The organism is Streptomyces sp. NBC_00038, assembly GCF_026343635.1.
Taxonomy (GTDB): Bacteria; Actinomycetota; Actinomycetes; order Streptomycetales; family Streptomycetaceae; genus Streptomyces.
This window is the reverse complement of record NZ_JAPELQ010000002.1, coordinates 705,701-731,041: the sequence shown is the minus strand read 5'-3', so window position 1 is coordinate 731,041 and position 25,341 is coordinate 705,701. Positions and strand designations below refer to the sequence as shown.

At 71.1% G+C, this 25,341-nt stretch carries 22 protein-coding genes and 1 pseudogene; 8 read left to right on the top strand and 15 right to left on the bottom strand.

Features of this window, described 5'->3' with window-relative positions; genetic code table 11:
* Positions 1–18: 18 nt before the first annotated feature.
* Positions 19–1,170, bottom strand: a complete 1,152-nt coding sequence (locus tag OG219_RS46390) for a serine hydrolase (protein ID WP_266837563.1) — start codon at positions 1,168–1,170, stop codon at positions 19–21.
* 2 nt (positions 1,171–1,172) lie between these two features.
* Positions 1,173–1,763, bottom strand: a complete 591-nt coding sequence (locus tag OG219_RS46385; protein ID WP_266837561.1) for a TetR/AcrR family transcriptional regulator — start codon at positions 1,761–1,763, stop codon at positions 1,173–1,175.
* Between the two features lie 71 nt (positions 1,764–1,834).
* Here OG219_RS46385 and OG219_RS46380 point away from each other — a divergent pair, with 71 nt between their 5' ends.
* Positions 1,835–2,680 (top strand): pentapeptide repeat-containing protein, encoded by an 846-nt coding sequence (locus OG219_RS46380; RefSeq protein WP_266837559.1) that lies wholly within the window; start codon positions 1,835–1,837, stop codon positions 2,678–2,680.
* On the opposite strand, the gene OG219_RS46375 is transcribed toward OG219_RS46380, so the two are convergent.
* Complete coding sequence (locus OG219_RS46375; RefSeq protein ID WP_266837557.1) at positions 2,642–4,126, bottom strand: cytochrome P450; 1,485 nt, start codon at positions 4,124–4,126, stop codon at positions 2,642–2,644. The genes OG219_RS46380 and OG219_RS46375 overlap by 39 nt on opposite strands.
* A 108-nt stretch (positions 4,127–4,234) precedes the next feature.
* Here OG219_RS46375 and OG219_RS46370 point away from each other — a divergent pair, with 108 nt between their 5' ends.
* Both OG219_RS46370 and OG219_RS46365 read left to right on the top strand, forming a co-directional pair.
* Complete coding sequence (locus OG219_RS46370) at positions 4,235–4,843, top strand: TetR/AcrR family transcriptional regulator (RefSeq protein ID WP_266837555.1); 609 nt, start codon at positions 4,235–4,237, stop codon at positions 4,841–4,843.
* A 129-nt stretch (positions 4,844–4,972) separates the two neighbouring features.
* Entirely contained in the window at positions 4,973–5,698 is a 726-nt protein-coding gene (locus OG219_RS46365) for a DUF2470 domain-containing protein (RefSeq protein WP_266837553.1), read from the top strand.
* Here the strand turns inward: OG219_RS46365 and OG219_RS46360 are convergent.
* The 4 genes from OG219_RS46360 to OG219_RS46345 form a co-directional block, all read right to left on the bottom strand.
* On the bottom strand, positions 5,666–6,886 hold the full coding sequence (locus tag OG219_RS46360) for a lactonase family protein (protein ID WP_266837551.1): 1,221 nt from the start codon (positions 6,884–6,886) through the stop codon (positions 5,666–5,668). The two genes, OG219_RS46365 and OG219_RS46360, sit on opposite strands and share 33 nt — an antisense overlap.
* A 114-nt stretch (positions 6,887–7,000) precedes the next feature.
* A complete protein-coding gene (locus OG219_RS46355) occupies positions 7,001–8,041 on the bottom strand; it encodes a hypothetical protein (RefSeq protein ID WP_266837549.1) in 1,041 nt (346 codons plus the stop codon).
* An 86-nt stretch (positions 8,042–8,127) separates the two neighbouring features.
* A complete protein-coding gene (locus OG219_RS46350) occupies positions 8,128–9,396 on the bottom strand; it encodes an aromatic acid exporter family protein (RefSeq protein ID WP_266837547.1) in 1,269 nt (422 codons plus the stop codon).
* Positions 9,397–9,446: 50 nt separating this feature from the next.
* A complete protein-coding gene (locus OG219_RS46345) occupies positions 9,447–10,103 on the bottom strand; it encodes an ABATE domain-containing protein (RefSeq protein WP_266837545.1) in 657 nt (218 codons plus the stop codon).
* A gap of 131 nt (positions 10,104–10,234) precedes the next feature.
* Between OG219_RS46345 and OG219_RS46340 the strand changes: the two genes are divergently transcribed.
* Positions 10,235–11,233, top strand: a complete 999-nt coding sequence (locus OG219_RS46340) for a zinc-binding alcohol dehydrogenase family protein (RefSeq protein WP_266837543.1) — start codon at positions 10,235–10,237, stop codon at positions 11,231–11,233.
* On the opposite strand, the gene OG219_RS46335 is transcribed toward OG219_RS46340, so the two are convergent.
* The 5 genes from OG219_RS46335 to OG219_RS46315 all read right to left on the bottom strand — a co-directional run bounded on the left by OG219_RS46335 (position 11,234) and on the right by OG219_RS46315 (position 16,320).
* Complete coding sequence (locus OG219_RS46335; protein ID WP_266837541.1) at positions 11,234–11,821, bottom strand: TetR/AcrR family transcriptional regulator; 588 nt, start codon at positions 11,819–11,821, stop codon at positions 11,234–11,236. It abuts the gene before it with no gap.
* Between the two features lie 68 nt (positions 11,822–11,889).
* Positions 11,890–12,354, bottom strand: a complete 465-nt coding sequence (locus OG219_RS46330) for a hypothetical protein (protein ID WP_266837539.1) — start codon at positions 12,352–12,354, stop codon at positions 11,890–11,892.
* Positions 12,347–13,765, bottom strand: coding sequence for an APC family permease (locus OG219_RS46325; protein WP_266837537.1), 1,419 nt, complete (start codon positions 13,763–13,765; stop codon positions 12,347–12,349). Before OG219_RS46325 ends, OG219_RS46330 begins: the two co-directional genes overlap by 8 nt.
* Complete coding sequence (locus OG219_RS46320; protein WP_266837535.1) at positions 13,758–15,698, bottom strand: primary-amine oxidase; 1,941 nt, start codon at positions 15,696–15,698, stop codon at positions 13,758–13,760. Before OG219_RS46320 ends, OG219_RS46325 begins: the two co-directional genes overlap by 8 nt.
* A gap of 127 nt (positions 15,699–15,825) precedes the next feature.
* Positions 15,826–16,320, bottom strand: a complete 495-nt coding sequence (locus tag OG219_RS46315; RefSeq protein WP_266837533.1) for an FBP domain-containing protein — start codon at positions 16,318–16,320, stop codon at positions 15,826–15,828.
* Positions 16,321–16,479: 159 nt separating this feature from the next.
* Here OG219_RS46315 and OG219_RS46310 point away from each other — a divergent pair.
* Positions 16,480–16,704: pseudogene (locus OG219_RS46310) on the top strand (DUF3626 domain-containing protein); the annotation flags it as partial.
* On the opposite strand, the gene OG219_RS46305 reads toward OG219_RS46310, so the two are convergent.
* Together OG219_RS46305 and OG219_RS46300 are read right to left on the bottom strand one after the other, a co-directional pair.
* Positions 16,635–17,294, bottom strand: a complete 660-nt coding sequence (locus tag OG219_RS46305; RefSeq protein ID WP_266837992.1) for a PAS domain-containing protein — start codon at positions 17,292–17,294, stop codon at positions 16,635–16,637. The pseudogene OG219_RS46310 and the gene OG219_RS46305 sit on opposite strands and share 70 nt — an antisense overlap.
* Before the next feature lie 152 nt (positions 17,295–17,446).
* Positions 17,447–18,211, bottom strand: coding sequence for an SDR family oxidoreductase (locus OG219_RS46300; protein WP_266837531.1), 765 nt, complete (start codon positions 18,209–18,211; stop codon positions 17,447–17,449).
* A gap of 68 nt (positions 18,212–18,279) precedes the next feature.
* On the opposite strand from OG219_RS46300, the gene OG219_RS46295 reads away from it, so the two are divergent.
* The gene (locus OG219_RS46295; RefSeq protein WP_266837529.1) at positions 18,280–18,915 is read left to right on the top strand and encodes a TetR/AcrR family transcriptional regulator; all 636 of its coding nucleotides are present in this window, start codon (positions 18,280–18,282) and stop codon (positions 18,913–18,915) included.
* Between the two features lie 536 nt (positions 18,916–19,451).
* The gene (locus OG219_RS46290) at positions 19,452–19,946 is read left to right on the top strand and encodes an HIT family protein (protein WP_266837527.1); all 495 of its coding nucleotides are present in this window, start codon (positions 19,452–19,454) and stop codon (positions 19,944–19,946) included.
* 42 nt (positions 19,947–19,988) lie between these two features.
* Here the strand turns inward: OG219_RS46290 and OG219_RS46285 are convergent, their stop codons facing one another.
* The gene (locus OG219_RS46285; protein ID WP_266837525.1) at positions 19,989–21,632 is read right to left on the bottom strand and encodes a serine/threonine-protein kinase; all 1,644 of its coding nucleotides are present in this window, start codon (positions 21,630–21,632) and stop codon (positions 19,989–19,991) included.
* A 484-nt stretch (positions 21,633–22,116) separates the two neighbouring features.
* Here OG219_RS46285 and OG219_RS46280 point away from each other — a divergent pair, with 484 nt between their 5' ends.
* Positions 22,117–25,323, top strand: a complete 3,207-nt coding sequence (locus OG219_RS46280; RefSeq protein ID WP_266837523.1) for a cytochrome P450 — start codon at positions 22,117–22,119, stop codon at positions 25,321–25,323.
* Positions 25,324–25,341: the final 18 nt, after the last annotated feature.

Here is a 25,341-nt window from a genome sequence, read left to right as displayed (position 1 = left end):
CCATAGATACGCGGGGGGTCAATGACGCAGTGCCTCGTGCAAAGCGTCCAGCAGATCGAGCGGCCGCCGGTCCGGCAACTGGGCGCGCGTCCGGTTCATCGCGTACGAGAAGCCGACACGGGCGCAGGGCCAGGCACCGTGCCGTGATCCCCACGCCCCCGCATGCCCGAACGCATCGGGCACCGGTCCGAGGAGACCCAGCTCGGTCCCCAGCTCGAACCCCGTTCCGTACGCCATCGGGCTGCCCCACAACGGCTCCGTGCCGCACCGCAGTTGACGCCTCGCGGACGCCACGGTCCGTTCGCCGAGCACGCGTATGCCGTCCAGTTCGCCGCCCCGGGCGAGGCACGCGTAGAAGCGGGCCATCGAACGGGCAGTCACATGGGCGCCCACGGCAGGGACTTCGGCGCGTCGGAAGGCAGCGCTGTTCCAGAGGGCGGGCGCGTCCGCCGCAGCGAGTGGATTGCGGGTCAGTGTGCGAAGGGGGTCGTCGGTCGGCTGTGTGTCGCCGTCGGGCGGCGGCAGCAGTACGCCCGGTCCCGCGAGCGTGGTGGCGACCCGGTGGTGTTCCTCGTCCGGGAGCCCGAGCCAGACGTCCAGTCCGAGCGGGCCCGCGAACTCGTCGGCGAAGAAGGCCCCGGCACTCCTTCCGTCGACCCGGCGTATCAACTCGCCCGCCAGCCAGCCGTACGTCAGCGCGTGATACATGAACGCGGCGCGGGGGTCGTCGGCCGGTGCCTGCGCGGCGAGCAGCCCGGCCATGTGCCGGGGGTCGAGGAACTCCGCGTTGCCGAAGGGGGCTTGGACACCGGGCAGCCGCGCCTGATGCGACATGATCTCGGCGACCGTGATCCCGCCCTTGCCCGCCGCCGCGAACTCCGGCCAGTAGCGGGCGGCAGGGGCGTCCAGGTCGAGCAGCCCGCGCTCGACCAGCAGGAGCACACAGGCGGTGGTCAGGCCCTTGGCGCCGGAGAAGACCAGTTGCAGCGTGTCGGCACGCCAGGGACGGCCGGTGTCCGGGTCGGCGATACCGCCCCACAGGTCGACGACGAGCTCCCCGTCCCGGTACGCGGCGAAGGCGGCGCCAGTCTCCTCGTACTCCTTGAAGTTGCGGGCGAAGACCTCTGCGACCGCCTCGAAACCGGGTGCGGTGAAGCCCTTGATGTCCATCTTCACCTCTGCGTCGATCGGTCGAGGAGGGCCAGTGCCGCGAGCCGGGCGTCCTGGGCCGCGTGGCCGTCCGGGTCGTGGTGGTTGGCGACGACCGTGGCGCCTTCGAGGAGGATCAGCAACTGCCGTCCGAGCCGGGCCGGTTCGGGTGCGCCCGCGCGCTCGGCGATGCCGGTGAGCAGTTCCCGGTAGCGGGCGAGATGGCGTTCGGCGACCGTGCGGGCCGGCGGGACGTGCCGCTGGGTGGCCGCGTTGACGATCGCGCACCCCCGGAAACCGGGCTCCGCGTACCAGTCGCCCAACGCCTCGAAGAGTGCCGTGAGTTGGGCCGCCGGGTCGGGGCCGGCGGCCTCGACCGCGTCGGTCAGCCAGTGCACGACGCGGTCGCTGCGGGCGTCGAGCACCGCCTCGATGAGGCCGTCCTTGGAGCCGAAATGGCGGTACAGCGTCTCCTTGGACGCGCCGACCGTACGGCACAGCTCGGCCACCCCGACCCCGTCGAGTCCGCGCTCGTAGAGGATCTCGGTCGCCGCCATCAGGAGTGTCGCGCGGGTGCGCTCCGGGTCGAGGGGCGTCCCCCTGGGTACAGGCATGAGTGAGATGGTACCGATCGGTTCGATGAGGGTCCAGGCTGCCCTTCTGTGCAGCTCAGTAGGCTGGGGCCATGCAAGAGAACAGCGGGACAGTCCAGGACCGGCGCCTTGAACTGCGAGCCGACTGCGCTGAGTGCTTCGGGCTCTGCTGCGTCGCGCTGCCCTTCGCCCGCTCGGCCGACTTCGCGATCGACAAGGACGCCGGGAAGCCGTGTACGAACCTGCGGACCGACTCCCGATGCGGCATCCACACGGAACTGCGGCAGAAGGGCTTCACGGGCTGCACGGTGTACGACTGCTTCGGCGCAGGGCAGAAGGTCTCGCAGGTCACCTTCGGCGGTCAGGACTGGCGCTCGGGGACCCGTGAACAGGCCCGGCAGATGTTCGAGGTGTTCCCGGTCGTGCGCCAGCTCCACGAACTGCTCTGGTATCTCGCGGAGGCCCTGACGCTGCCGGCCGCCCAACCCCTCCACGCCGACCTCCGCCGGGCGCTCGACAAGACCGAGCGGCTCACCCGCCTGACCCCCGATGAACTGGGCGAGTTGGACGTGGGCGCGCACCGACAGGAGGTCAACACGCTGCTGCTGCGGACCAGTGAACTCATGCGCGCGGGAGCCGTCCGGGGAAAGAAGAAGGACCGCCGGGGCGCCGACCTGATGGGCGCCCGCCTCAAGGGAGCCGACCTCCGGGGTGCCAACCTGCGCGGGGCCTACCTCATCGCCGCCGACCTGACCGGCGCCGATCTGCGCGGTGCGGACCTGATCGGCGCCGACCTGCGCGACACCGACCTCACGGACGCCGACCTGACCGGCGCCTTCTTCCTGACCCAGCCGCAGCTGAACGCCGCCCGGGGCAGCGCCGGAACGAAGCTCCCCGAGTCACTCACCCGCCCGGGCCACTGGACGGCTCAGCACTGAGCCCGGTGCGGGCGCGCGACCCTCAAGATGCAGCAGCAGCCCCTCCGGCATCAGCGTCAGCCGCTCGGCCACGCGGAGCTGATAGCCGGGGTCGGGCCGCAGCTCGTAGCGGCGCAGCAGCAGCCCCAGCACCAGCGTCGCCTCGTGCAGCGCGAACTGGCGGCCGATGCACGCCCGCGCCCCGGTACCGAACGGCTTGAAGGTGTGCGCGGGCCGGGACCGTACGGCCTTCGCCTCGAAGCGCTCCGGGTCGAACTCCTCGGAGTCCGCGCCCCAGACCTCCGGATCCCGGTGCAGCATCGCGGTCAGGACCAGTGCCCACGCGCCCTGCCGCATGGGATGGACGCCGCCGAGCACCGTGTCCTGCCGGGCCTCGCGCGCGAAGGCGGGCGCCGTCGGCCACAGTCGTAGCGACTCGTCGAGAACCCTGCGCACGTACCGGAGTTTGGCGACCTGGTCGTAGCCGGGCCGGGCGGTGTCGCCCCACACCCGGTCGACCTCGGCCCGGGCGCGGGCGGCGACGTCCGGGTGCCGGGAGAGGTAGTGGAGGGCGAAGGAAAGGGCGCCCGAGGTGGTCTCGTGGCCCGCGATCAGGAAGGTGATGACCTGGCGGCGGATGTTCTCCGGCGCCAGCCGCTCCCCGGTCTCCGGGTGCGCGGTCTCCAGCATGCGGTCGAGCAAGTCCCCTTCCCCGCTTGAGGACTGACGGTCCGCCACTACAGCGTCGACCGTGCGATTGAGATACGCCATGTCGGCCTCGTTGCGGCGGGCGGGGCCGCGGAGCAGCAGCGGCGCCAGGGGCGCAGGCACGGCGTTGAGGCGCTGCGCGTAGGTCAGCGTGCCCACCATCGCGTTCACGAAGGGATGGGGCCGGGACCGCTCGAAGGAGCCGAAGTCGTGGCCGAAGCCGGTCCGCGCGATCGTCTCCAGCGTCAGTTTCGTCATGTCGCCCGGCACGTCCACCGCCCGCCCCGCCGTCCGCTCCCCGTCCCAGCGGTCCATCAGCCGCTCGGTCACGGCGAGCATCATCGGGTGGTAGCCCTCCATGGCCTCACGGCTGAAACCCGGGGCCAGCACGTCGTGCGCGAGCTGCCAGTTCGGCTCGTGGTTGTACGCCGTGAACAGCCCGTCCCCGGCAACAGGCCGCAGGTTGGCGACCCCGAGGCCCACATGCTTCGCGAACCGCGACTCGTCCGCCAGCTCGGCCGCGAGATCCGCGCCCCACACGAACACGATCTCCTTGCCGAACCCCTTGCGCCGGAAGATCGGCCCGAGCTGCCGCCCGAGCCGCAGCGAATCCTGGATGGGCGTACGGACGTTGGCGCCGATCGCGTCACCGATCAGCGGGATCCGGCGCGGCGGATGCGGAATGCGGTGCAGCTCGGGCCAGCCCAGCTCCGCACTGCGGAACCCCTTCGGCAGCGCGGTCGCCGTCGTCTCCGCCATGGCGCCATCTCCCTTGTGTCTGCGGCAGGTTGAGTCTGTTGTACGCCAGTTCAATAGCGGAATTCAGTGTGGTCCCGTTGTTGAACCGACGTCAAGTAAAGTGCGGGCATGGCCGGGAACCAGGGCGAGCGGGTACGCCGTCGTCTCAGCACCGAGGAGCGCCGGGAGCAGCTTCTCTCGGTCGGTGCGTGCCTGTTCTCGGAGAGCCCGTACGACGAGGTGTGGATCGAGCAGGTCGCCGAGATCGCGGGAGTCTCACGCGGGCTGCTCTACCACTACTTCCCGACCAAACGGGACTTCTTCGCGGCCGTCGTCGAGCGCGAGAGCGTGCGGATGCTGCGGTTGACAGCGGCGGTGCCCGGGATCCCGGTGCGCGAGCAGCTCGGCGACGGCCTCGACACCTTCCTCGGCTATGTCGAGCGGCACGCGCACGGCTTCCGCGCCTTCCATCGTGCCGACGCGGCGGGCGACCAGGCCGTGCGGAAGGTCTACCGGCAGGCGCTGGCCGCGCAGGAGCGGCAGATCCTGGCGGCGCTCGCCGCCGACCCGGAGATCGGCCGGGCGCCCGGGGATCAGCCGGAGTTGAGGATGGCCGTGCGCGGCTGGCTGGCCTTCACCACGGCTGTCTGTCTGGAGTGGCTGAGGGGCTCGGAGCTGACCCGGGAGCAGGTGCGCGATCTGTGCGCACGGGCGCTGCTGGGTGCGATCGCCCCCTGAAGGCGGGCTCGGTCGCCGCGCGTCAAAGCGTTGTTCGCGTGAAAAAGGGTTCTCAAAGGATGGCGAGTGTGGTTGGCGTACACCCGGATCTTCGATAGGTTAGGCAAGCCTTACCTAAGGAGGAGTCTGATGGGTGACCGTCACACCTGGACGGCCGCGCCTGCCGCGGCGGAGCGAGCGCGCTCGGTGCTCGCCGCGGCATGGTCCTGCGCGGTGACCGCGGAGGGCGGTCGCGAGGAGTTCGTCGGCGCGCACACCGTGGCCGCGGACGGCAGGGTTCTCCTGCACGTGCCCGAGGACAGCTCGCTGCTCACGGCCGCTATCTGCGCGCCGCGCGGAGAGCCGTCCGCGGTCCTGGAGTTCGCCGATGTCGCGCCCGTACCCGTACGGAACCGCATCCGCGCCCGGCTGTGGCTCGCCGGCTGGTTCGCCCCCGAGGACGGACATCTCGCCTTCCACCCGACGCGCGCGGTACTCCGCCAGCCGTCGGGGACGGTCGTGGTCGATCTCGACGAGCTGGCCGAAGCCGAGCCCGACCCCCTCGCCATCGGCGAGTCCGCCCTGCTCACCCACCTCGCCGACGCCCACCCGGACGCGGTCGAGCGGCTGACCCGACTCGTCGAACCGGACAGCCTGCACGGCGCGGTGCGCGTCCAGCCGCTCGCCGTCGACCGGCACGGACTCACGCTGCGCATCGAGCGGGCGCGCGGCAACGGCGACGTACGCCTGCCCTTCCACAAGCCCGCCGACACGGTCGCGCAGCTCACCGAGCGGATGCACGTCCTGCTCAACCAGGCGAGCTCCGCGTCCTGCCCCCGCGCGCTACAGCGGCACCGCACAGACGGCGACGGGTGAGGCGAACGGCTCGCCCGCGAGCCGGAGTTCACCACTCCCGCCGTCGACGTGGAAGACGCTGACCGTGCTCGACCTCTGGTTCGCCGCGAACAGCAGCTTCCCGTCCGGCGAGAAGGCGATGTGGCGGGGGAAGTCGCCGCCGACCGGCACGGTGTCCAGGAGCTTCAGACGGGCGCCGGCCGCCTCGATCGCGTACCGCGTCAGGCTGTTGTGGCCCCGGTTGGCGAGATAGGCGTACGAGCCGTCCGACGTCACCAGGATCTGCGCCGGGTAACTCGTGCCCTCACCCGTACCCGTGGACTGCGGATCGCCCGGCGTCAGTCGCCCGGTGCCCGGGTCGTAGGCGCAGACCGCGACCGTGTTGTCGACCTCGTTGGCGAGATACGCGAAACGGCCGCCGGGGTGGAAGGTGAGATGGCGCGGCCCCGCGCCCGGACGCGTGTGCGCCTGGGAGACCTCGGTGAGCGTGCCCTTGGACTCGTCCAGGCGGTAGGTGTAGACGGTGTCGGTGCCCAGGTCGACGGCGAGCAGATGGCCGCCGTCGGGGCTGGTGATGAACTGGTGGGCGTGCGGCCCCTGTTGGCCCGGGCCCGGCGCGGGACTCGAGTGCGTGACCACGTCGGTGTGCTCGCCGAGCGCGCCCGAGGCGTCGATCGGATGCACGGCCACACTGCCCGACCCGTAGTTGGCACTCAGCAGCCAGCGCCCGCTCGGATGCACGGACACATGGCACGGGCTCGAGCCACCGGTGCCGCGCGTGCCCAGGACCTCGTTGTCCGCGAGGCGTACGGCCGTCACCCCGCCCTCTTCCCGCTCGTCCACGGCGTACAGCGTGCGGCCGTCCGGATGCGGTGCGAGGTACGAGGGGTCGCCGACGCCGGTGATGGCGGCGCCCGTACCGGTGACGTGGCCCGTCGTGGAGTCGTACGTGGCCAGGCCGATGCCCGTTCCGCCGCCCTGGACCGAGGTGTACGTCCCGAGGAACAGCGAGCGGGTGTCGGCGCGGCCGGTGGGCGACGGGGAGGATCCGGTCGCCGGCGTTCTGACGGGGTCCGCCGGCGGTACCGTCCTGGGAGCGGCCGGTGCCGCGACCGTCGTCACCGCTGCAGCCCCCGTCAGCGTGCCGACGAAACGGCGTCTGGTCCAGCCGTCGCCCGAGCCGCGCTCCGGATCTGCCCCACTGCTCATGCCTGCACCTCGGGTGTCGGTTGCCTCAGCCGTGACAGCCACCTTGGCGTGCCACACCCGCGAAGTGCAAGACGGGCAACGGGCGTTGCGGAGGGTGCAACGACCTTTCGTCGGTTACCAGTCACCGTCCTCGACCGGCTTGCCCGGCGCGTCACCGAGCGGCTTCACCTGGTGGGGCGAGGGCTGCTGCCAGGGCTCGTGGTCGTCGCCGAGCCAGTCGCCGACCGGCTGCACCGAACCCAGCGTGTCGGTGGGGGCGAGGTCCGTGGCGTCCTGGTCGTAGTAGTCGAACCACGGGAGACCCGCCTTGGTGTAGGCCGCGCGGTCCACGGGGGACGGCGGGGGCGCCTCACCGGTGATGCGGCGCCACTCCGGAGGCGTCACCAGGTGCACGAACACGCGCCCGGCGGGCTCCTTGGCCCAGGCATTGATCGGCCGGTCGTCCCGGTAGACCTCCTGGCGCATCGAGCCGCCGACGCCGAGCCCCATCGCCGGGGCTCTCCTCGCGCGACCGCCGGGCGCACCGGCGGGGGCCGGCGCGGCCTGTGCGGCCATCGGGAACGCGCCGCCATAGCCCCCGACGGACATCTCCCTGCGATCCGCGGCCCTGCGGCGCTCCGCCTCGCGCCAGGCGCCCAGCTCCTCGTCGCGCAGCGGGAACGACTGCAGCTGTACGCCGCCCCACACCTCCTCGCCGGTGACCTGGCCCTCGACGGTGGCGCCCAGGCCGAGAGGCACCGCCACGAACTGGCGGACCGTCCCCTTGCCGGAGTTGATGCCGTCGAGCCATGGCTGGCGCGGCAGCACCACGTAGTTCTGCGGGTGACGGCTGAGCCGTGAACTCCACGGCTTGCCCGAGACCGCGCACACCTTGCCCACGCCGACCTGCAGGGCGGCCGGTTCCACCGTGCCCCCGAAACTCAGCCACATCGCCTCGCGCAGATACACCGGCAGCATCACACCGCCGCGCGCCCGCCATTCGGCGGGCACCGTGTCCGCGTAGTCCTCGACACGGCGTACCGGGAACTCGCCGAGCCCCGGAGGCAGCGCGTGCGTGCCCGTCTCGGGCAGGCGCAGGGTCCGGATGAACCGCACCCGCACCTCGCCCGGAAGTCGCAGCGTGTTCCCGTCGATCCGCACGGTGCTGTCGGTCATCCGCCCGCTCCCCTCGTCGTTGTGAAGCGTCCTCGTGCAGCATGCCGGTGAAGCGTTCTCGTCCGGCTCTTCTTCGGGCAGCTTCGTCACGTAGAACGACGGGAGGAGGGGCGCCGGTTCCGGCGCGGCACCCGCGGCATGCGCAGGTATGAGCGCAGGCGCGTGAGGCGCGGCCAGCGTTCGCGCTGCTCGCGGGTGCCGCGGTCCAGCTCCTCCAGGAGCCGCCGGGAGCGGTTCTCCGTGTCGAGCTCGTCGATGATGCGGTTGACCTCGGTCAGCACCGCACCGTGCAGCTGCCACTGACGGGCATCGCGCTGGACCCCTTCGAGGAACAGCTGTGCCAGTTTGTCCCGGGTGACGGCCGCGGTGCTGAGCTCCGCGGCGAGCCGTTCCTCCGCCGATTCCGCGCTGTGGCTCACATCCGTGGTCACCAGGACGGCGAAACTGACGATCGCGTCGGCGACCTCGGACAGCACCTGCTCAAGGGCGGCCCCCGCCTGCGGCTCGAACAGTGGCTCGGGCTCGCGCTCCTTGGCGAGATCGGTCAGGCTGCGCGCGAGCACGCGCAGGACGACCATGCAGATTTCCAGCGTGTCGAGGCCGGTGCGCAGCACGACCCGGTGCAGCAGCCCCTCGCGCACGCGCGGATTGAGCTTCAGGCTGTCCTCGGCCTGCCGCAGCGCCGCGTCCACCTCGACGATGTCGTGGTCGAGGCGGCGCGCCTCGTGCAGCCGCTCCGCTGCCAGCGAGGCGGGGGTGCGGCCCGCGGCCTCCTCGCCGATCCGCAGCATCAACTGCCGCATCCGGCGCGCCAGATCCTCGATGGACTCACCGGCGACGCCCACCCACACCGGAGGCGCCAGTACGAGGTTGCAGGCGAGTCCCACGACCGCCCCGATCAGCGTCTCCAGCACCCGGGCCCACGCCGTGTCGCCCACCCTGGTGACCCCGAGGATCAGCATGGCGCTGATCGCGACCTCGGGCACGAACTCGCTGACCCGTACGAGGTGTCCCACAGCCAGCGAGGTGATGATCAGCAGGGCCAGGCTCCACCAGGTCAGGCCCACCAGGCTGCTGAAAATGATGGCGATGACGACGCCGGCGACCACGGAGTTCACGCGCCGGATGCCGGTGGTGATCGTGGAGTACAGGGTGACCTGCACGACGAGGAGGGCCGTCAGGGGCGCGGTGAGCGGTGCGGGCTCGGGGCTGAGGTGCAGGGCGATGACGTACGCGATCGTCGCGGCCGCCGCCGACCGCAGCGCCTGGACGACGACGGGTTCTCGTCGGCGCTTCACGAGCTGGGCGACGGACGTCGCCCACTCACCACGGTCCTCCCTGCGTTCCTCTTGCACCCTTGGGCCTTTCCCGTTCCATAGGTGCATCGAACGTACGGGGTGAATCTTCAGCGGGTGGAGGCCGCCCTGCTGCGGGACCGGTAACCGGCCACCTTCGCGAGATTGCCACAGCGGTCCATGGAGCACCAGCGGCGGCGGCGGGCCTGGGAGTCGTCCAGGAACAGCAGGGAGCAGTCGGGGTTCTCGCACTTCTTGACTCTGGCCAGAAGGGGTCCGCCGGCCAGCAGCACGCCATCCCGGGCCACGGTCGCGAGGGCCGCGGGTCCGGGGCGGTCGGCCTTCCAGTACAGGGGCGGCAAGGAGCCGCCGTGCGGCTCGGCGAGCTGAGGGGCGAGATCCGGGAGGGCGGCCGCCTCGTTGACCCGTGCGACATCGGCCGGGTCCGGAGCCCGACCGTCCATCGAGGCGCGTACGAGCCGGTAGAGGGCCTCGCGCAGGGCGCGGGCGTGGGAGAGGTCGTCGGCGGTGACGTGCACCGGCTCGTCGTCGTCCCCCGCGTGCAGGCATGCCTCGCTGATCCAGCGGGCGAGTGCGGAGGGGTCGGGGAGCCGTTCGAGGGGGGTGTCGCCGTGCCGTTTGCCGAGCGTGGCCACGAAGTTCAGGCAGGGGCGTCCGCCGATGAAGGGGAACGCCGGCGCCGGGTCGGTGGTGTGCGGCGGGCGGTCGGTGGTGTCCGGCGGCGGGGGAGCAGGTACGCGGGGCATGGCCCGAGCCTATCGCTTGACACCGGTTCATGGGGTGTCGCAAGGTGACACCAGTTCAACCGGTGTCGCTGCGCCGGCCCCGAGGCCGCCGCGGTGCTCCGGTGTGTCCTCCCGAGAGAGCAGGTACTGGGATGCGTGCGGTGCGGATCGACGAGTTCGGCGGGCCCGAGGTGCTGGTGCCGGTGGAGGTGCCCGACCCGGTCGCCGGGCCCGGACAGGTACTGGTGCGGGTCGTCGCGGCGGGCGTGAACCGGGTGGACGCCCTCGTCCGCGCCGGGGTCTACCACCGGGCGGGGCGCCCACCGCTGATCCCGGGCGTGGAGGCGGCCGGAACCGTCGCCGCGGTGGGGGAGGGTGTGACCGGAATCGGCGTCGGTCAGCGGGTCATGGCTCTGGACGGCGTGGACTCGCCGGGCTTCTACGCCGAGTTGGCCGTCGTGCCCGCCGAGCGGGTGACCGTTCTCCCGGACGGTGTGGAGCTGACGGAGGCCGCCACCCTGCCCGTCGCCTGGCTCTCCGCCTGGTACTGCCTGCGCCGGCTGGCCCGGGTCACCAAGGACGACACCGTGGTGGTGAAGGCCGCCGCGAGCGGGGTCGGCAGCGCGGCCGTACAGATCGCGGCCGAGGCGGGCGCGCACGTCATCGCGATCGCCGGTTCACCGGAGAAGACCGCCTGGGCGGCCGGGTTCGGCGCCGGTTCCACCGTCGACACCTCGGCGCACCCCGATGACGCGGAGGTCGACGAGGTGCTGCGGCTGACCGGCGGACGGGGCGCGAACGTCGTCCTGGACACCGTCGGCGGCCGTGCCTTCGGGCGGAGCCTGCGCGAGGTCGGACACGGCGGGCGGGTCGTCGCCCTCGCCAACGTCGCGCTTGAGCCGAGCACCGTCGACACCCGCGACTTCTACCCGAAGAACGCGTCCGTCCTCGGCTTCCAGCTCACCAACCTGCAGATCCACGGCTACGACCCTCGCGCGGATCTGCGGGAGCTGGCCGAGCGGGTCGCGGCGGGCACGTACCGCGTACCCGTGGAGACCGTGTTCCCGCTGGAGCGGGCGCGCGCCGCGCACGAGCGGCTGGAACAGCGCGACAACCGGGGCAAGATCGTGCTCGCGGTGGTGGAGAGCTGATCACCGGAGCGAGTCGAGGAGCCCTTCGAGGACCGCTTCCTGGCGCTGGGCGCCGGTGGTGTGCGGTGCGAGCAGCGCGTTGATCTGGAAACCCATGAGGGCGGCGAGCAGGGTGTCGACGACGCGTTCGTCGGGGTTCGTGGTGGTGACTTCGCCGGCCGCGCGAGCCTGCCGCAGGTAGGTGTACATCTGCTCGCGCCACAGGTCCATGGCGTGCTCGTGCACGGCGGTCATGCGCTCGTCGTGGACCGCGCGGTCCCAGAAGGCGATGACCACTCGGGCCTCCATGACCCGTACCTCGTCCAGCGGCATGATCTCCAGGCAGAGCCCGCGCAGTGCCGTCAGGCCGCTCGCGCCCGCGATGGCGTCCTCGGCCCGGGTGTTGGTGCTCTCGAACGCGAAGGTGAACGCGGCCTGGAGGATCTCGTCCTTGTTGCGGAAGTAGGGGGCGAGCGCGCCGTTGGAGTACCCGGCCTCGGCGGCCAGGTCCCGCATGGTGACGGCATCCAGTCCACGGCGCGCGATCAGGGCCCACACCGCTTCGACGATCTGCCGACGCCGCTCCTGATGGTCGACGATCTTCGGCATGCCTGTCCTCGTTCTCGGCCGCTACGGGCTGGTGCTCCGCCGAGACCGACCTTAGCCAAAGCCCGAAGTCAGCCGAACATCCCGGCCATACCCGCGATCATCATCAGACCGCCGGTTTCGCCGAGCAGCACGGTCCGGGTGCTCGAATGACCTTGCGACACAGGGGAGTTGAGCCAGACCTGTCTGAACAGCGCGGTTCCGGATCTGGCCACGGCCCAGCACGCCAGGAAGAACACGGGCAGCCAAGGACCTGAGGCATGCAGGTGGGAAGGCGCCATCGCCGCAGTCAGTACGGTCATCACGGCGAGGTCGGCGCTTCGCCTCGCGCACCCGGTGAGGGCGTTCCACGCGCAGGCCGCGGCGGTGGCGGCCGACGCGAGCAGCAGCTCCCGGGAACCCGCACCCGGGACCGCCGCCGTCATGGCGGCCGCCGCGACCGCGTGCGGTCCCCACCGCCGTACCGGGCCGGGCAGGTGACCGGCCAGGCACAGCACCGCGCCTGCCAGACCGGTCACCCACAGGAGTTCACGCACGACGGCGCACCGCGGACACCGCGCCCGCCGCGAAGGCGAGCACGACCAGCGCCTCGAAGGCGTGGGCCAGCCAGGCCGAACCGCCGATCAGAGTGGTGAAGTTGTCCAGCACCAGCCACAGCACGGCGAGCAGGCCGACAGTGCCGAGCACCGGCGCGACCCGGGTGTGCCACAGCCGGCGGTCGACCCCGGTACGGGCGAAGTAGGCCGCAACGGCGACGCCCACCAGGATCATCAGGACCAGCACCCCGAGTGTGGCCAGTCCGCTCATCCACGTGAACAGCTCGAGAACCGGGTCGGCCCCGGCCACGGCGAAGGCCGCGACCAGCACCACGGCGGAGGCGCTCTGTGCCAGCGAGCCCACATGCGGCGACCCGTGCCGTTCGTGGACGCGTCCGAGCACGGCGGGCGCGCTGTTCTGCCGCCCCAGCGAGAGCAGATAGCGGGCGATGGCGTTGTGGAAGGCCAGCAGCGCCGCGAACAGGCTGGTCACCAGCAGGATTTGCATCAGGTCGGAGGCCGCACCGCCGACGTACTGGTCCGCGACCGCGAAGACGAGCCCCGCCGGGTCCTTGCCCGCCGCCTCCTGCACCTTGTCGCTGCCGACGGCCAGCACGAACGCCCAACTGGCGAGGGCGTAGAAGACGCCGATCAGGGTGACCGCGAGATAGGTGGCGCGCGGCACGCTGCGCTTCGGGTCGCGGGCCTCCTCGCCGTAGATGGCGGTCGCCTCGAAGCCGACGAAGGAGGCCACGGCGAACATCACGCCGATGCCGGGGGAGCCCGAGGTGAAGGCGCTCGGGGTGAAGGAGGTGACGTCGATGCCGTCCGCGCCGCCCTGGGCCAGGATCGCCACCACGACCACGGCGACGATGCCGACTTCGAGGACGAGCAGCACCGCCAGCACCTTCGTGCCGACGTCGATGTTGCGGTAGCCGAGCAGCGCGACGAGCAGCAGGAGCAGCCCGCTCCAGAGCCACCAGGACACATCGGGCCCGCCGTAGCCGGTGACCAGGCTGCTCAGGGTGGCGCCGGCCAGCCCGTAGATGCCGGCCTGGATCGCGGTGTACGTCAGCAGGGCCAGGCTCGCGGCGCCCGAACCGGTGATCCGGCCGAGGCCCGAGGTGACGTACGCGTAGAAGGCCCCCGTGTCCACGACGTGCCTGCTCATGGCCGCGTAGCCGATACTGAACAGCAGCAGGACGACCGCGACGACCAGATAGGCGGCGGGCACGCCGGGGCCGTTGCCGATGGCGAACATCACCGGCAGCGCGCCGCCGATAGCGGTGAGCGGGGCCGCCGCGGCGACCACGAGGAAGACGATCCCGGCGACCCCGACCGAACCGCGCAGACCGGACGGGGGAGCGATGTCGGCGGCGTCGGCGGGCGCCGGCCGTGTCTGCTCAGTCATGGCAGCTTCCCGTGGAACAGGCGGTGTGGGCAGAGGCGTTGGGCGGCACGTCGAGCGTGGGGTTGCGGTCGAAGAAGCCGACCGGCTTGAGCTTGAACCCGGTGTAGTCGACCGGCATGATCGGCCAGTCCTCCGGGCGCGGGGCGTGGGTGAGGCCGAAGGTGTGCCAGACGACGATGTCCTGGCCGTCGATGTCACGGTCGGCGGCCGTGTAGGCGGGCAGCCCGGCGCCGCCCGGGTGCTGGTTGACGAAGTCACCGGCCGGGTAGCGCTCGGCGGGGTCGTATCGGGTGACCCACAGGTGTTTGGTCGCGAAGGCGGCGCGCGCGGCGATGGAGGACGCCGGGTCGGCGAGGAGGGCGGGTTTGCCCTCGGGGAACAGGGCGTAACCGACCGGATGGCCAAGGCGGTTGAGCGAGTCGGGGTTGGAGATGTGCCAGACCCGGTCCACGGACGCGTCCGCGGTGCGCTGCGCCTCGCTCTCCCTGGTCAGCGGGGTGCGGCGGGTGGTGAAAGCGTTGCCGCGCGGGTTGTCCGGGCCGATCGGCACGCGGGCGGCGTCCACTTCCTCGACGCGGTTAGCGGTCCCGTCGAGCGTCATGTCAAGGCGCGCGCAGAACAGGTGCTGGTGGTACGGCGCTCCGAGGCCCGGCGCGATCTCGGTGGCGTAGGGGTGGTCGCCGCCGGGGTGGGCGGAGGTGAAGACGACGCCGGTGGCCTTGGCCTCGAACTCGATGGTGCCGTCGAGGTAGAGGTACCAGTAGAAGCCGTAGTCGTAGTTGCCGACGGTGGTGAAGAACGAGAGCACCATGCGGCGCTGGCGACGCGTCTCGGCGGAGCCTGCCCACAGGTCGGTGTGCTTCCAGAGGATGCCGTAGTCCTCCTCGTGCAGGCAGATCGCGTTGGTGAGGGTCTGCGGGGCACCCGACTCGTCGGCGATGACGGCGTCCACGTACGTGATGTCGCCGAGGCAGTCGCAGCCCAGTTCAAGGGAGTTGGCGTAGCGGCCGATCAAGTACTCGCCGGTGTCGAAGTAGTTCTGCCAGGACCGTACGGGGGAGGGGTCGGCGTACGGGACGACCATCTCGGCGATCGACGCGCGGTGGATGAGGGGGCGCTCCTGCCCCTTGTCCCGGTCGGTGAAGGCGATCTGATGGAGGGTCAGGCCCTCGCGGGCGTCGAAGCCGATGCGCAGCGACCAGTTCTCCCAGCGCAGCAGACTGCCGTCCAGGGTGAAGCTGGGGCCTTCGGGCTGGGTGATCTCCAGGGGCTTCTGGGTGGTGCGGAAGGGCCCGGTGACGGCGGGGTCGTCGAAGTTGCCGGATTCGGCGGGGACGGCGACAGGGCCGAGGTCGATGACCTGGTCGACGGTGCGGCCGATGACGTCCACGTAGGCGACGAGGCCGTCTACCGGGTGGGCCCAGGCGTGGTCCTTGGCGTGTTCCTGGACGAAGGCGAGCCCGCGCAGGATGCGGCGCCCGGACTCCTGCGGGTACTCCTCCGCGTACACCCCTGCGGACAGCGGAGCGACCCGCACCCGGGCCACGTCCAGGTCCCGGGCCTTGAGCGCGGCGAGCCACCGCTCGTCCCCGGCGAGGATCTCCTCGACCAGTCCGAACTCCTCGTCCAGGACCGGGAGTTGCCCATCGGTGACCGGGTCCAGGACGCGGTCGCTGTCCACCGACGCGCGGGAGAGCGACACGACCACGTCATGGGCGGCTGCCCCGGCCGTGTCCTGCAGCAGGACCCGCACGCGGCGGTCGGCCCAGGCGTCCGGCGCAGGGCCGGGCAGTTCCTGCTTGGACGGTTCGTCGAGGCCGAGATAGGCGAACCGTGTGGTGTCCGCCACGAGGCCCGCCGCGAGGAGGATCTCGCGCGCGGCGGAGATCTCCGCGGGGGTGAGCGGGTCGAGCGGATGGGACGGAGCGCTCATGGAATCTCCAGGGTGAGGGCGCGACGTTTTTCTTCTACGTACGTAGAGGAAAAAATGCGGCACTCATGTTTCCCGTGGACCCGTGCGCCGGTTTCCCGGCCGTTAACAAGTCCGCCCGAGGGCGGTGTCAGACGCGGAGCCTCTCCAGGAACGCCGACAGGTTGCCCACCGTCCGCGCGATCTGCTGCTCCACCGTGAGGCTCTCCTCGAAGCGGCTGCCGGACTCGAGGGACTTCTTGCCGCGTACGTACAGGGAGCAGGCGAGGTCGGCGCACATGTAGATGCCGACCGAATTGCCCTCGCGGCCGGCCGCCCCCGTCTTGCGGGCCGTCATCAGCGAGACACCGTTGCCCGGGTGGGTCGTCAAGCACAGTGAGCACATGCTGCGGTGCAGGAACCCGCGCCGGGCGGAGGGGAAGCGCAGGGTCACGCCGACGACGTCGCCGGACCGCTCGGTGACCAGATAGCTGCGATCGGGTGCTCCGGGATCCCGCCAGCCCAGGAAGTCCAGGTCGTCCCAGGGGCGTTCGGCGAGATCGCGAGGTGTCGGGAGGCGCTTGGCTTCGCCCTTGGAGCAGTTGATGAATGAGTTGCGGATGTCCTGCTCGGTGAGTGATCTCATGGGGGGTGCTCCTGGGGGTCGGGCGAGACGAAACCTAGGGGTACTAGGTTGTTGGCTAAGCTACATAGACCCACCGGACAGATTCCAATGCATTTCCGGAACGGCCGCACACCGCAGGGGCGGGCGGTGCGTCACGTCGCAGGCCGGGACGCCCTCGACGACTTCCGCGGCCCGGAGTTCGTCGAACTCGGTGTCCGGATCGCCGAGTTCGGGTACCTCGACCCACGGATCATCGGGGACGCCGCGCGCACGGGCGGGCACCAAGCGCAGGACCTCAAGAAGGTGTGGCGATGCCTCGCACGCTTCGGTGCGCCTCAGGGGGCGGGCGCGGCGGGTACGGCCGTGGGCGGCCACACCCCGGGAGTCAGTACGCCCAGCGCGTAGGCGCGGGCGACCAGTTCCGTACGGGTGGCCGCGCCCCAGCGCTCGGACAGGCGCCGCAGATGGTAGTTGACGCCGTCCGCGGTCAGGCCCGTCTCCCGCGCGGCCCGGGCCGTGGTCGCGCCCCCGGCGAGCAGCGCCAGAATGCGCGCCTCGGTGGCGCCGGCGGGCGGGGCGGACGGCTCGGTGCGTCCGGGGTCGGGATCGGGGCATTCGCCGAGCACCCGGAGCGTGACCAGCAGAGCCGTGGATGTCTCGGCGCTGTCGCTGACGGGGTCAGCGGTCAACTCGCCGTGGCGCCGTACGCCGTCGGCCGCGTCCCAGCGCACCGAGACCGGGTACCGGGAGCGGTGCCGCAGCCGCAGCGCCTGCGCGATCCGCTCGACCTGCGTCGCCTCCTGCGGGCGGAACAGGTCCAGCACGTTCCGGCCCCGCAGCCTGCCGGGCGCCTCGCCCCACTCCGTCGCCATCGCCGGATTCGCCAGGACGATCGCCCCGTACACGTCGCACACCGCGACCGGCATCGGAATCCGGTCGAACAGCAGCAGGGCCCGGTTGCGCCACACCACGGCGTCCGCCCGCGTCAGGTCCACCTCTTGTCCCACCTCTCGTCCTCACCGGCATCGGCTCAGGCCGGCCTGCCGTCGGTCGTTCCCAGGAGGGATCAGTCGATCGGCGCTTTCGGCATTGTCCACGTGCCCGGTGGTATTGACGGTGATCGGGGTGGCCTGGCCCTTTGAGGTGATCAGGCGCGTGGACCGAGGAACAGGCCACCACTGGCGTCGATGACCTGGCCGGTGATCCAGCGCGCCGCGTCGGAGGCGAGGAACGCGACCACGTCGGCGATGTCGTCGGGCCCGCCCAGCCGGTCGAGCGCCGTCGATCCGGCGATGAATTCGGCCAGGCCCGGCGCTTCGAAGGACGATCCGTTGGTCGCCGTCCGGGTGGCGCCGGGAGCAACCGCGTTCACCGTGATCCCCCGGACCCCGAGCTCGTTGGCCAAGGTCATGCTCATCGTCTCGACCGCGCCCTTCGTCATGGCGAAGGACGTCTGGGCGGGGTTGGCCATCCGGGTCGCCACGGACGAGATCGTGATGATGCGGCCACCGTCGCGGAACAGTGGCAACGCCCGCTGGATGATGAAGTACGGCGCCCGCACGTTCACCGCGAAGAGGTGGTCGAACTCCTCCCGCGTCGTGGCCCCGAGCGGGCCGGCCGGCGCAGCCGCCGCGTTGTTCACGAGGATGTCGAGCGGCCGCCCGGCCAGGCCGGCCTCGACTCCCGCGAAGAGTGTCTCGACATCGTCGTTCACACCCAGCTCCGCCCCGACGGCGAGCGCGGTACCGCCGGTACGTTCGATCTCGTCGACCGTCGCCTTCGCACCCTTCTCGTCCGTGCCGAAGTGCACGATGACCATGGCCCCCTTCGCCGCCAGCCGGGCCGCGATCGCCTGTCCGATGCCGCGCGACGCTCCAGTCACGAGAGCCGTCCTGCCGGTCAGATCACTCATGTCCACCACCCCGAGTTGTTAGCGACTACCTATCTGGTAGTGACTACCACTCCGGTAGGGTCTATCACATGCCCGACCAGCCCTCAACACTGCGAGCACTACGGCGATCCGAGACGCAGCGCGTGATTCAGGCGCACGCGGTGCGGCTGTTCACCGAGCGCGGATACGACGCCACGACCGTGACCGACGTCGCCGAAGCGGCGGGCGTGTCGCCCATGACCGTGTACCGGCACTTCCCCACGAAGGAAGACCTCGTGCTCGTCGACCAGAACGGTCCGCTCGTCGCCGAGCGGATCGCCGCGTCGTCCACCGCGCAGCCATTGGTCCGCCGCATCAGCGGCGCGCTCATCGACGCGGCCACGACGCTGACCAGTGGCGGCAACGGAGACGACCTGACGGCGAACAAGCGGTTCCTGCTTGCCCGCCTCCGGCTCATGATCTCGACGCCGGCCTTGCGGGCCAGGCACCTGGACAACAACTACGCCCTTCAGCAGGCGATCGTCGGCGCCATCGAGGGCGATGCCACCGATCCCGACACGGCGTTCCACGCCCAAGCGGCGGCCAGCGCCTGCCTCGCCGCCATGCACACGGCACTGGTGCGCTGGGCCGAGGACGACGGCCGGACCGAACTGCCCGACCTGATCGCGAAGGCGCTCGCTGCCGCGTTCGGCGATGACATGGTTGGCACGGGCCCCGACGCGTGAGAACCACGTTCCGAGCCTGGGCTCTGTCGGTGGCGATCGGCAGCGAAGTCTGAGGCCGGGCTTCCTGACCTTCATCGTCCGGCCTGGTGTTCACTACGCACATGACAGGTAGCTCAGAGCAGCAGCGCCTGAGAAGTGCGATCGCCGTCCTCAGTAATGCTGTCCCCGGAGAAGTTCGACGGTCTCCCCTTGGCTGGGCAGGCGTCCGGGAGTGGGAAGCCGCTCACGGCATCGAACTACCAGAGCGCTACCGTACGTTCGTCGCGGAGGTTTCCAACGGTTCGTCGGAGGGCGCATCCGTCGCACACGCGCTCCTTCCGCTGGGCGGACTTCCTGAGAACTGGCAGAACTGGAAGGCCGGCGCCGGTGTCTGCGTCGCCAAGGACGAGCCTGGCAACGGCGTAGAGGAACCGCCCGGGTCCGTCAGAGACGTAAGAGGCGATGGCCATTGCCTCGCCGTGATCGGGTCGTAGGGCTGCGGCAGACTGGTGCACCCCCTACGGAGAGGTTCGCAGGTGTCAACGGATCGACAGCCGATGGATCTCGAGGTGTACGTGGAGCGGACCCGGATCGGCCCGTGCTTTGTCTGTGCGTTCCTGACCGGGAACCCGGAATACCCGCATACGACGGTTTTCGAGGATGCCGATCACGTGGCGTTCCTGGACAGGTGGCCCACGGTGCCGGGCAAGGTCCTGGTCGCGCCGAAGGTGCACGTCGAGCACGTCGTGCGCGATCTGGACGAGGCGGCCTACAGCCGGCTCATGCTGTTCGTCCGGGAGATCGCCTTCGCCGTCGAGGCCGTCTGCGAGCCGGAGCGCACGTACTTGTACTCGCTCGGTAGCCAGCAGGGCAATGCGCATCTGCACTGGCACGTCGCCGCCCTGCCGGTTGGCGTTCCCTATGCCGAGCAGCAGTTCCACGCTCTGATGACCGAGAACGGGGTCCTGACGCTGTCGCCGGAGCAAGCGGCCCCAATGGCCGCGCGTCTGCGTGAGGCGGTCATCGCCCGGGGTGTGCTCAAGCCGGGATGACCGGCGGCGTCCGGCTGTTTCCTGGGCGAGCGGCTCGCGTCGTCAACCTGCCAGCGGCTCGGACGCCGTGAAGCGCTCGAAACCCGCGTGGAAAGCCGTGCCCTGCGGGTCGGTCGCGTTGTAGTGGAAGGCGGCCACACCGCAGCCCCGCTCGGCGAAGGCGACGCCGGTGTACGAGGCCACCCGGGTGCCGTCGACGGCGAGCTCCACCTTGATCCGGCCCTCGCCGGCCGAGGAACAGGTCATCGACATGTCGATCTCCTGCTGGCTCTCCACCTTCAGGCCCACGTCCGCGAGGTCGACCTCGACGACCCGGTCGTGCTGGAAGGTTCCCCTGTACCGGAACTCGCGCACGATCAGGGCTTCCTGACCCGTGGTCAGGTAGGTCGTCCAGCGGGAACCCTTCCAGTAGTCCCCCGAGCCGTTGCACCACAGCCCGACCCCGCCGTCGCCCCCGTACCAGGTCGTCTGGGTGCTCAGCCGTACCGCGAACGAGGACGGCTCGAAGGGTGCCTGCGGCCACACCTCCAGCTGGATTTTGGGATCCACCAGCATCGTCCCGCCCTCGTGCGTGACCTTCCCCAGGGCCGGGTCCTTGTACGACCAGTCGCCCGAGTCGGTCAAGTCATCGGTGTACGAGAGGGGTTGGGGGTTCGTGGATCTCCCGGACGGCGCGGAGGTCGAGCCATTGGCCTGCGGGTCGCCGTCCGTGGGTGATCCCCCCGAGTTGGTGCTGAGCACGATGGCAAGGAGCACTGCCGCCGCGGCACTGCCGGCCGCGAACCCCCACAGCCGCAGCTGCTTGGCGCCCATGCCGTGGCCGGCGCCGCCGCCCCCGCTCCCGCGCGGCGGCGATTGCGGATGCGTACCCGACTCCGTCTGCGCGCTCGCAGTTGCCTCCGCCACCCCCGCGAGCCGAGTGACGAGCTGGGCAGCGGTGGGGCGTTCCGCCGGGTCCTTGTGCAGGCAGTCGGCGAGGACCGAACGGACCGGCTCCGGCACTGCCGTGAGATCCGCGTCGCGCTCGCAGACGGCGACGAACGCTTCGTAACCGGCCTCTGCGTCAAAGGGATGCCGCCCGGTGGCGGCGAAGTACAGCGTGCTGCCGAGGGAGAACACATCGGAGGCGCTGGTGACCCGGAGCGACTTGACCTGCTCGGGTGACATGTACGCGGGCGAGCCGAGCACACTGCCCGGTGTGGTGAGCGGCGACTCGGGCAACCGGTCGTCGCGGGCGATACCGAAGTCGATGATCCGCGGTCCGTCCGGGGAGAGCAGGATGTTGGACGGCTTGATGTCCCGGTGTACGACACCCGCCCGGTGCACCTGGGCCAACGCGTGCGCGACGGCCAGCGCCAGGGACTGGAGCCGCCCGGAGGACAGCGGGCCGTTGTCGGCCACATGCTGCTGGATCGTGGGACCCGGGACGAACTCGCTGACGATGTACGGGTGTCGCCCGGTCAGATCGGCGTCGAGGACCCGTGCGGTGGCCAGCTCACCGACCCGGCTCGCCGCGCCGAACTCCCGGCGTACGCGGGCGAGCGCGACCTCGTCGTACTCCTTGCCCGGCAGCAGGAATTTCACCACTACTTGGTGCCCCGTCCGGTCCCGGGCGAGCCACACCACACCTTGCCCGCCCCGACCGAGCTCGCGCTCGCAGACGTATCCGCCCACCGACAACTGCATCCGCGGATCCATGCCCCCGCCCCCAGCCCCGCCCCCGGTTCATGGCCGCCTTCCAGCGTATCGGCGGCGCTTCCGCTACGGGCGTCATTCACGGTGTCGGGGTGCGGGCGCCGGAGACCCGCCAAAACCGCCCGACCGAGATCGCGATGCGGCTCACCGGCCGCTCGGCGGCTGATCCAGCCCGAAGGCCGAGCCCTGGTCGTCGCGGCACAGCTTGAAGCGGCCGAATCGGGCGGCCGATTCCGCGTCCTCGTCGCCGCCGTGCAGGCCGCCCGGGACGCCGCCGGTGTTGCCTGTTGCCCGGCCGGTACCGCCGACTCGATCGTGCTCCCTGACGGGCGGCCCCGCAGCTCCACGACGGTTCGCAAGTCCTGTCGGACACTTTCGACTGCACAATCATGTAGTGCCACGGCGCGGGCGGCCGACGCCCCGCGATCAAGCTGGATCGCAGTACTTCCGTACCGCGAAAGGCAGTTGTCGCGCCATGCCCCCCACCGCGCCGCGCCCCCAGACCGCAGGCACCCCCCAAGCCTCGGACACCCCCCACGGCCTCCCCCTGATCGACATCTCCGCCACCGGCCCCGGCCGCACCCCGCTCCAGCAGGTGATGGGACTGATGCGCGAGCACGGACCCGCGCTCGTACGCCGGTTGCACGGCCGGGACGCGCTCTTCGTGGGCGACTTGGACCTGGTCACCGATCTGGCCGACGAGAACCGGTTCGCGAAGGCGATCGGGCCCGCCCTGGAGAACGTCCGTGAGTTCGCCGCCGACGGACTGTTCACCGCGTACAACGACGAGCCCAACTGGGCCAAGGCGCACGACATCCTGATGCCCGCGTTCGCGCTGGGCTCTATGCGCACGTACCACCCCGTGATGCTGCGCGTCGCGCGTCGGCTGATCGAGTCCTGGGACCGCGGCGCCCGCGACGGGCACCCCGTCAACGTCCCCGACGACATGACACGGATGACGCTCGACACCATCGGACTCGCCGGATTCGGCTACGACTTCGGCTCCTTCGAGCGGGACGAACCACATCCCTTCGTCGAGGCCATGGTCCGCTGCCTGGAGTGGAGCATGACGCGGCTCGCCCGCACGCCCGGCAGCGACCACGCGGCGGCCGACGCGGCCTTCCGGGCGGACGCGGACTATCTCGTGCGGGTCGTCGACGACGTGATCGCCGCCCGGGTCGGCGAGGAACAGGACCAGGCCGACGACCTCCTCGGGCTCATGCTCACCGCCGAGCACCCCGCAGACGGCAGCACGCTGGACACCGCCAACATTCGCAACCAGGTGATCACCTTCCTGATCGCGGGCCACGAAACGACGTCCGGCGCGATGTCGTTCGCGCTGTACTACCTGGCCAAGCACCCCGTCGTACTCCAGCTCGTGCAGCGCGAGGTCGACGCGCTGTGGGGCGGTGCGTCCGACCCCGAGCCGACGTTCGACGAGGTCGGACGGCTCACCTACACCCGGCAGGTGCTCAACGAAGCGCTGCGGCTGTATCCGACGGCCGCCGCGTTCAGCCGGCACGCCCGCGAGGACACCGTGCTCGGCGGCCGGATCCCGCTGCGCGCAGGGGAGACGGTCACCGTGCTCGGGCCGATGCTGCACAGGCAGCCGGTCTGGGGCGACAACCCCGAGTTGTTCGACCCGTCCCGCTTCACGCCGGAGGCGGAGGCCGCGCGCTCACCGCACGCCTTCAAGCCCTTCGGGACGGGTGAACGTGCTTGCATCGGGCGGCAGTTCGCGCTCCACGAGGCGACCATGCTCCTGGCGATGATCGTCCACCGCTACCGGCTGCACGACCACGCCGACTACCGGCTGACGGTCAAGGAGACCCTCACCCTCAAGCCCGACGGGTTCACGCTCACGCTCTCGCCGCGCACGGCCGCCGACCGTCTCCACGCCCCGCTGCCGGGCGCGGTCCAGGTCCCGTCGGAGGCACCGGCCGACGCGCGGGCCGCCCTGCCCTCCCGGGTACGCCCCGGCACCCGCGCCCTCTTCCTGCACGGCAGCAACTACGGCACCTGCCGTGAGTTCGCCGCCTCCCTCGCCGACGAGGCCATGGCGATCGGCTGCGAGACGGAAGTGGCACCCCTGGACGCCTACGCCGCCGGGGTGCCCACCGACCGCCCCGTCGTCATCACCGCCGCCTCCTACAACGGACAACCCACGGACGACGCCACCGCCTTCGCCGCCCGGCTCGACGGGACCGAGCGGACCGACGACCTCACCTACGCCGTCCTGGGTGTCGGCGACCGCAACTGGGCCGCCACCTACCAGCACTTCCCGACCCGCATCGACGAGCGCCTCGCCGAACTGGGCGGCACGCGGTTCCTGGAGCGCACCGCGGCCGACGCCTCGGGCGACCTCGGCGGCACGGTCCGCGCCTTCACGGCACGACTGCGCGCCGCTCTCCTCGAGCGGTACGGCGACCCCGACGCCACGGACCACGCCGAGGAGCCGACGGCCGCGTACGAGGTCCGCACGGTGACCGGAGGTCCCCTCGACGCGCTCGCCGAGCGGCACGGCCTCGTCCCCCTGACCGTCACCGAGGCCTACGACCTCACCGCGCCCGGCCACCCGAGGACCAAGCGTTTCCTCCGCCTGGCCCTGCCGGACGGCACGACCTACCGCACCGGCGACCACCTCACAGTGCTTCCCGTCAACGACTCGGACCTCGTCGAGCGGACCGCCACCGCGCTCGGCCTCGACCTGGACACGGTTCTGGACATCCGGGCGGTACGTCCCCGCCGCGACGGAATCGCGGTCGACCGGCCACTGACGGTACGTCAACTCCTGGCACACCACGTCGAATTGCAGGAGCGTCCGACAGCCGGCCAGCTCTCCGTCCTCGCCGCGGCCAATCCGTGCCCACCCGAGCGCCGGGAACTTGCGGCGCTCGCGGACGACCCGCGAACCCTGGTCGAAGTCATCGAGGCGCACCCGGCCCTGCGCGGCTCGCTCGACTGGCCGACCCTGCTCCAAGGCCTGTTCACACCGCTGCGCCCGCGTCACTACTCGGTCTCCTCGTCCCCGGCGACCGACCCGGACCACGTCGACCTGATGGTCTCGCTCCTGGAGGCCCCGGCCCGCTCCGGCAACGGGACGTACAGGGGAGTGGGCTCCCGCTACCTGAACACGGTCAAGCCCGGCGAGACCGTCCTTGCCCGTATCCAGCCCTGCCGCGAGGCGTTCCGGATCGACGACTCCGCTCCGGTCATCATGGTCGCGGCGGGCACGGGACTAGCCCCCTTCCGCGGAGCCATCGGGGACCGCCGAGCGCGGCTCGCGAGCGGATCCGATCTCGACGCCGGAGGGCAACTCGCCCCAGCCATATGCTATTTCGGCTGCGACGACCCGGACGCGGACTTCCTCCACGCCGATGAACTCCGGGCCGCCGAGGCCGCCGGGGCGATCTCCCTGCGCCCGGCCTTCAGCGCGGCCCCCGTCGGGGGAGTCACCTTCGTACAACACCGGATCGCCGCCGAGGCGGACGAGATCTGGGACCTGCTGAACGCCGGAGCCCGTGTCCACGTCTGCGGAGACGGCTCCCGGATGGCCCCCGGCGTCCGCGAAGCCTTCCGTACGCTCCACGCCGACCGCACCCCGGACGGCGACTCCGAGCGGTGGCTGAACGACCTGATCGCGTCCGGGCGTTACATCGAGGACGTGTACGCGGCCGGATAGGCCCGTACGGACCGGTGG

Bases quoted from the DNA above. Each gene is read 5' to 3' on its own strand.
- OG219_RS46390 (WP_266837563.1), bottom strand. From the start codon at position 1,170: ATGGACATCAAGGGCTTCACCGCACCCGGTTTCGAGGCGGTCGCAGAG.
- OG219_RS46385 (WP_266837561.1), bottom strand. From the start codon at position 1,763: ATGCCTGTACCCAGGGGGACGCCCCTCGACCCGGAGCGCACCCGCGCG.
- OG219_RS46380 (WP_266837559.1), top strand. From the start codon at position 1,835: ATGCAAGAGAACAGCGGGACAGTCCAGGACCGGCGCCTTGAACTGCGA.
- OG219_RS46375 (WP_266837557.1), bottom strand. From the start codon at position 4,126: ATGGCGGAGACGACGGCGACCGCGCTGCCGAAGGGGTTCCGCAGTGCG.
- OG219_RS46370 (WP_266837555.1), top strand. From the start codon at position 4,235: ATGGCCGGGAACCAGGGCGAGCGGGTACGCCGTCGTCTCAGCACCGAG.
- OG219_RS46365 (WP_266837553.1), top strand. From the start codon at position 4,973: ATGGGTGACCGTCACACCTGGACGGCCGCGCCTGCCGCGGCGGAGCGA.
- OG219_RS46360 (WP_266837551.1), bottom strand. From the start codon at position 6,886: ATGAGCAGTGGGGCAGATCCGGAGCGCGGCTCGGGCGACGGCTGGACC.
- OG219_RS46355 (WP_266837549.1), bottom strand. From the start codon at position 8,041: ATGACCGACAGCACCGTGCGGATCGACGGGAACACGCTGCGACTTCCG.
- OG219_RS46345 (WP_266837545.1), bottom strand. From the start codon at position 10,103: ATGCCCCGCGTACCTGCTCCCCCGCCGCCGGACACCACCGACCGCCCG.
- OG219_RS46340 (WP_266837543.1), top strand. From the start codon at position 10,235: ATGCGTGCGGTGCGGATCGACGAGTTCGGCGGGCCCGAGGTGCTGGTG.
- OG219_RS46335 (WP_266837541.1), bottom strand. From the start codon at position 11,821: ATGCCGAAGATCGTCGACCATCAGGAGCGGCGTCGGCAGATCGTCGAA.
- OG219_RS46325 (WP_266837537.1), bottom strand. From the start codon at position 13,765: ATGACTGAGCAGACACGGCCGGCGCCCGCCGACGCCGCCGACATCGCT.
- OG219_RS46320 (WP_266837535.1), bottom strand. From the start codon at position 15,698: ATGAGCGCTCCGTCCCATCCGCTCGACCCGCTCACCCCCGCGGAGATC.
- OG219_RS46315 (WP_266837533.1), bottom strand. From the start codon at position 16,320: ATGAGATCACTCACCGAGCAGGACATCCGCAACTCATTCATCAACTGC.
- OG219_RS46300 (WP_266837531.1), bottom strand. From the start codon at position 18,211: ATGAGTGATCTGACCGGCAGGACGGCTCTCGTGACTGGAGCGTCGCGC.
- OG219_RS46295 (WP_266837529.1), top strand. From the start codon at position 18,280: ATGCCCGACCAGCCCTCAACACTGCGAGCACTACGGCGATCCGAGACG.
- OG219_RS46290 (WP_266837527.1), top strand. From the start codon at position 19,452: ATGGATCTCGAGGTGTACGTGGAGCGGACCCGGATCGGCCCGTGCTTT.
- OG219_RS46285 (WP_266837525.1), bottom strand. From the start codon at position 21,632: ATGCAGTTGTCGGTGGGCGGATACGTCTGCGAGCGCGAGCTCGGTCGG.
- OG219_RS46280 (WP_266837523.1), top strand. From the start codon at position 22,117: ATGCCCCCCACCGCGCCGCGCCCCCAGACCGCAGGCACCCCCCAAGCC.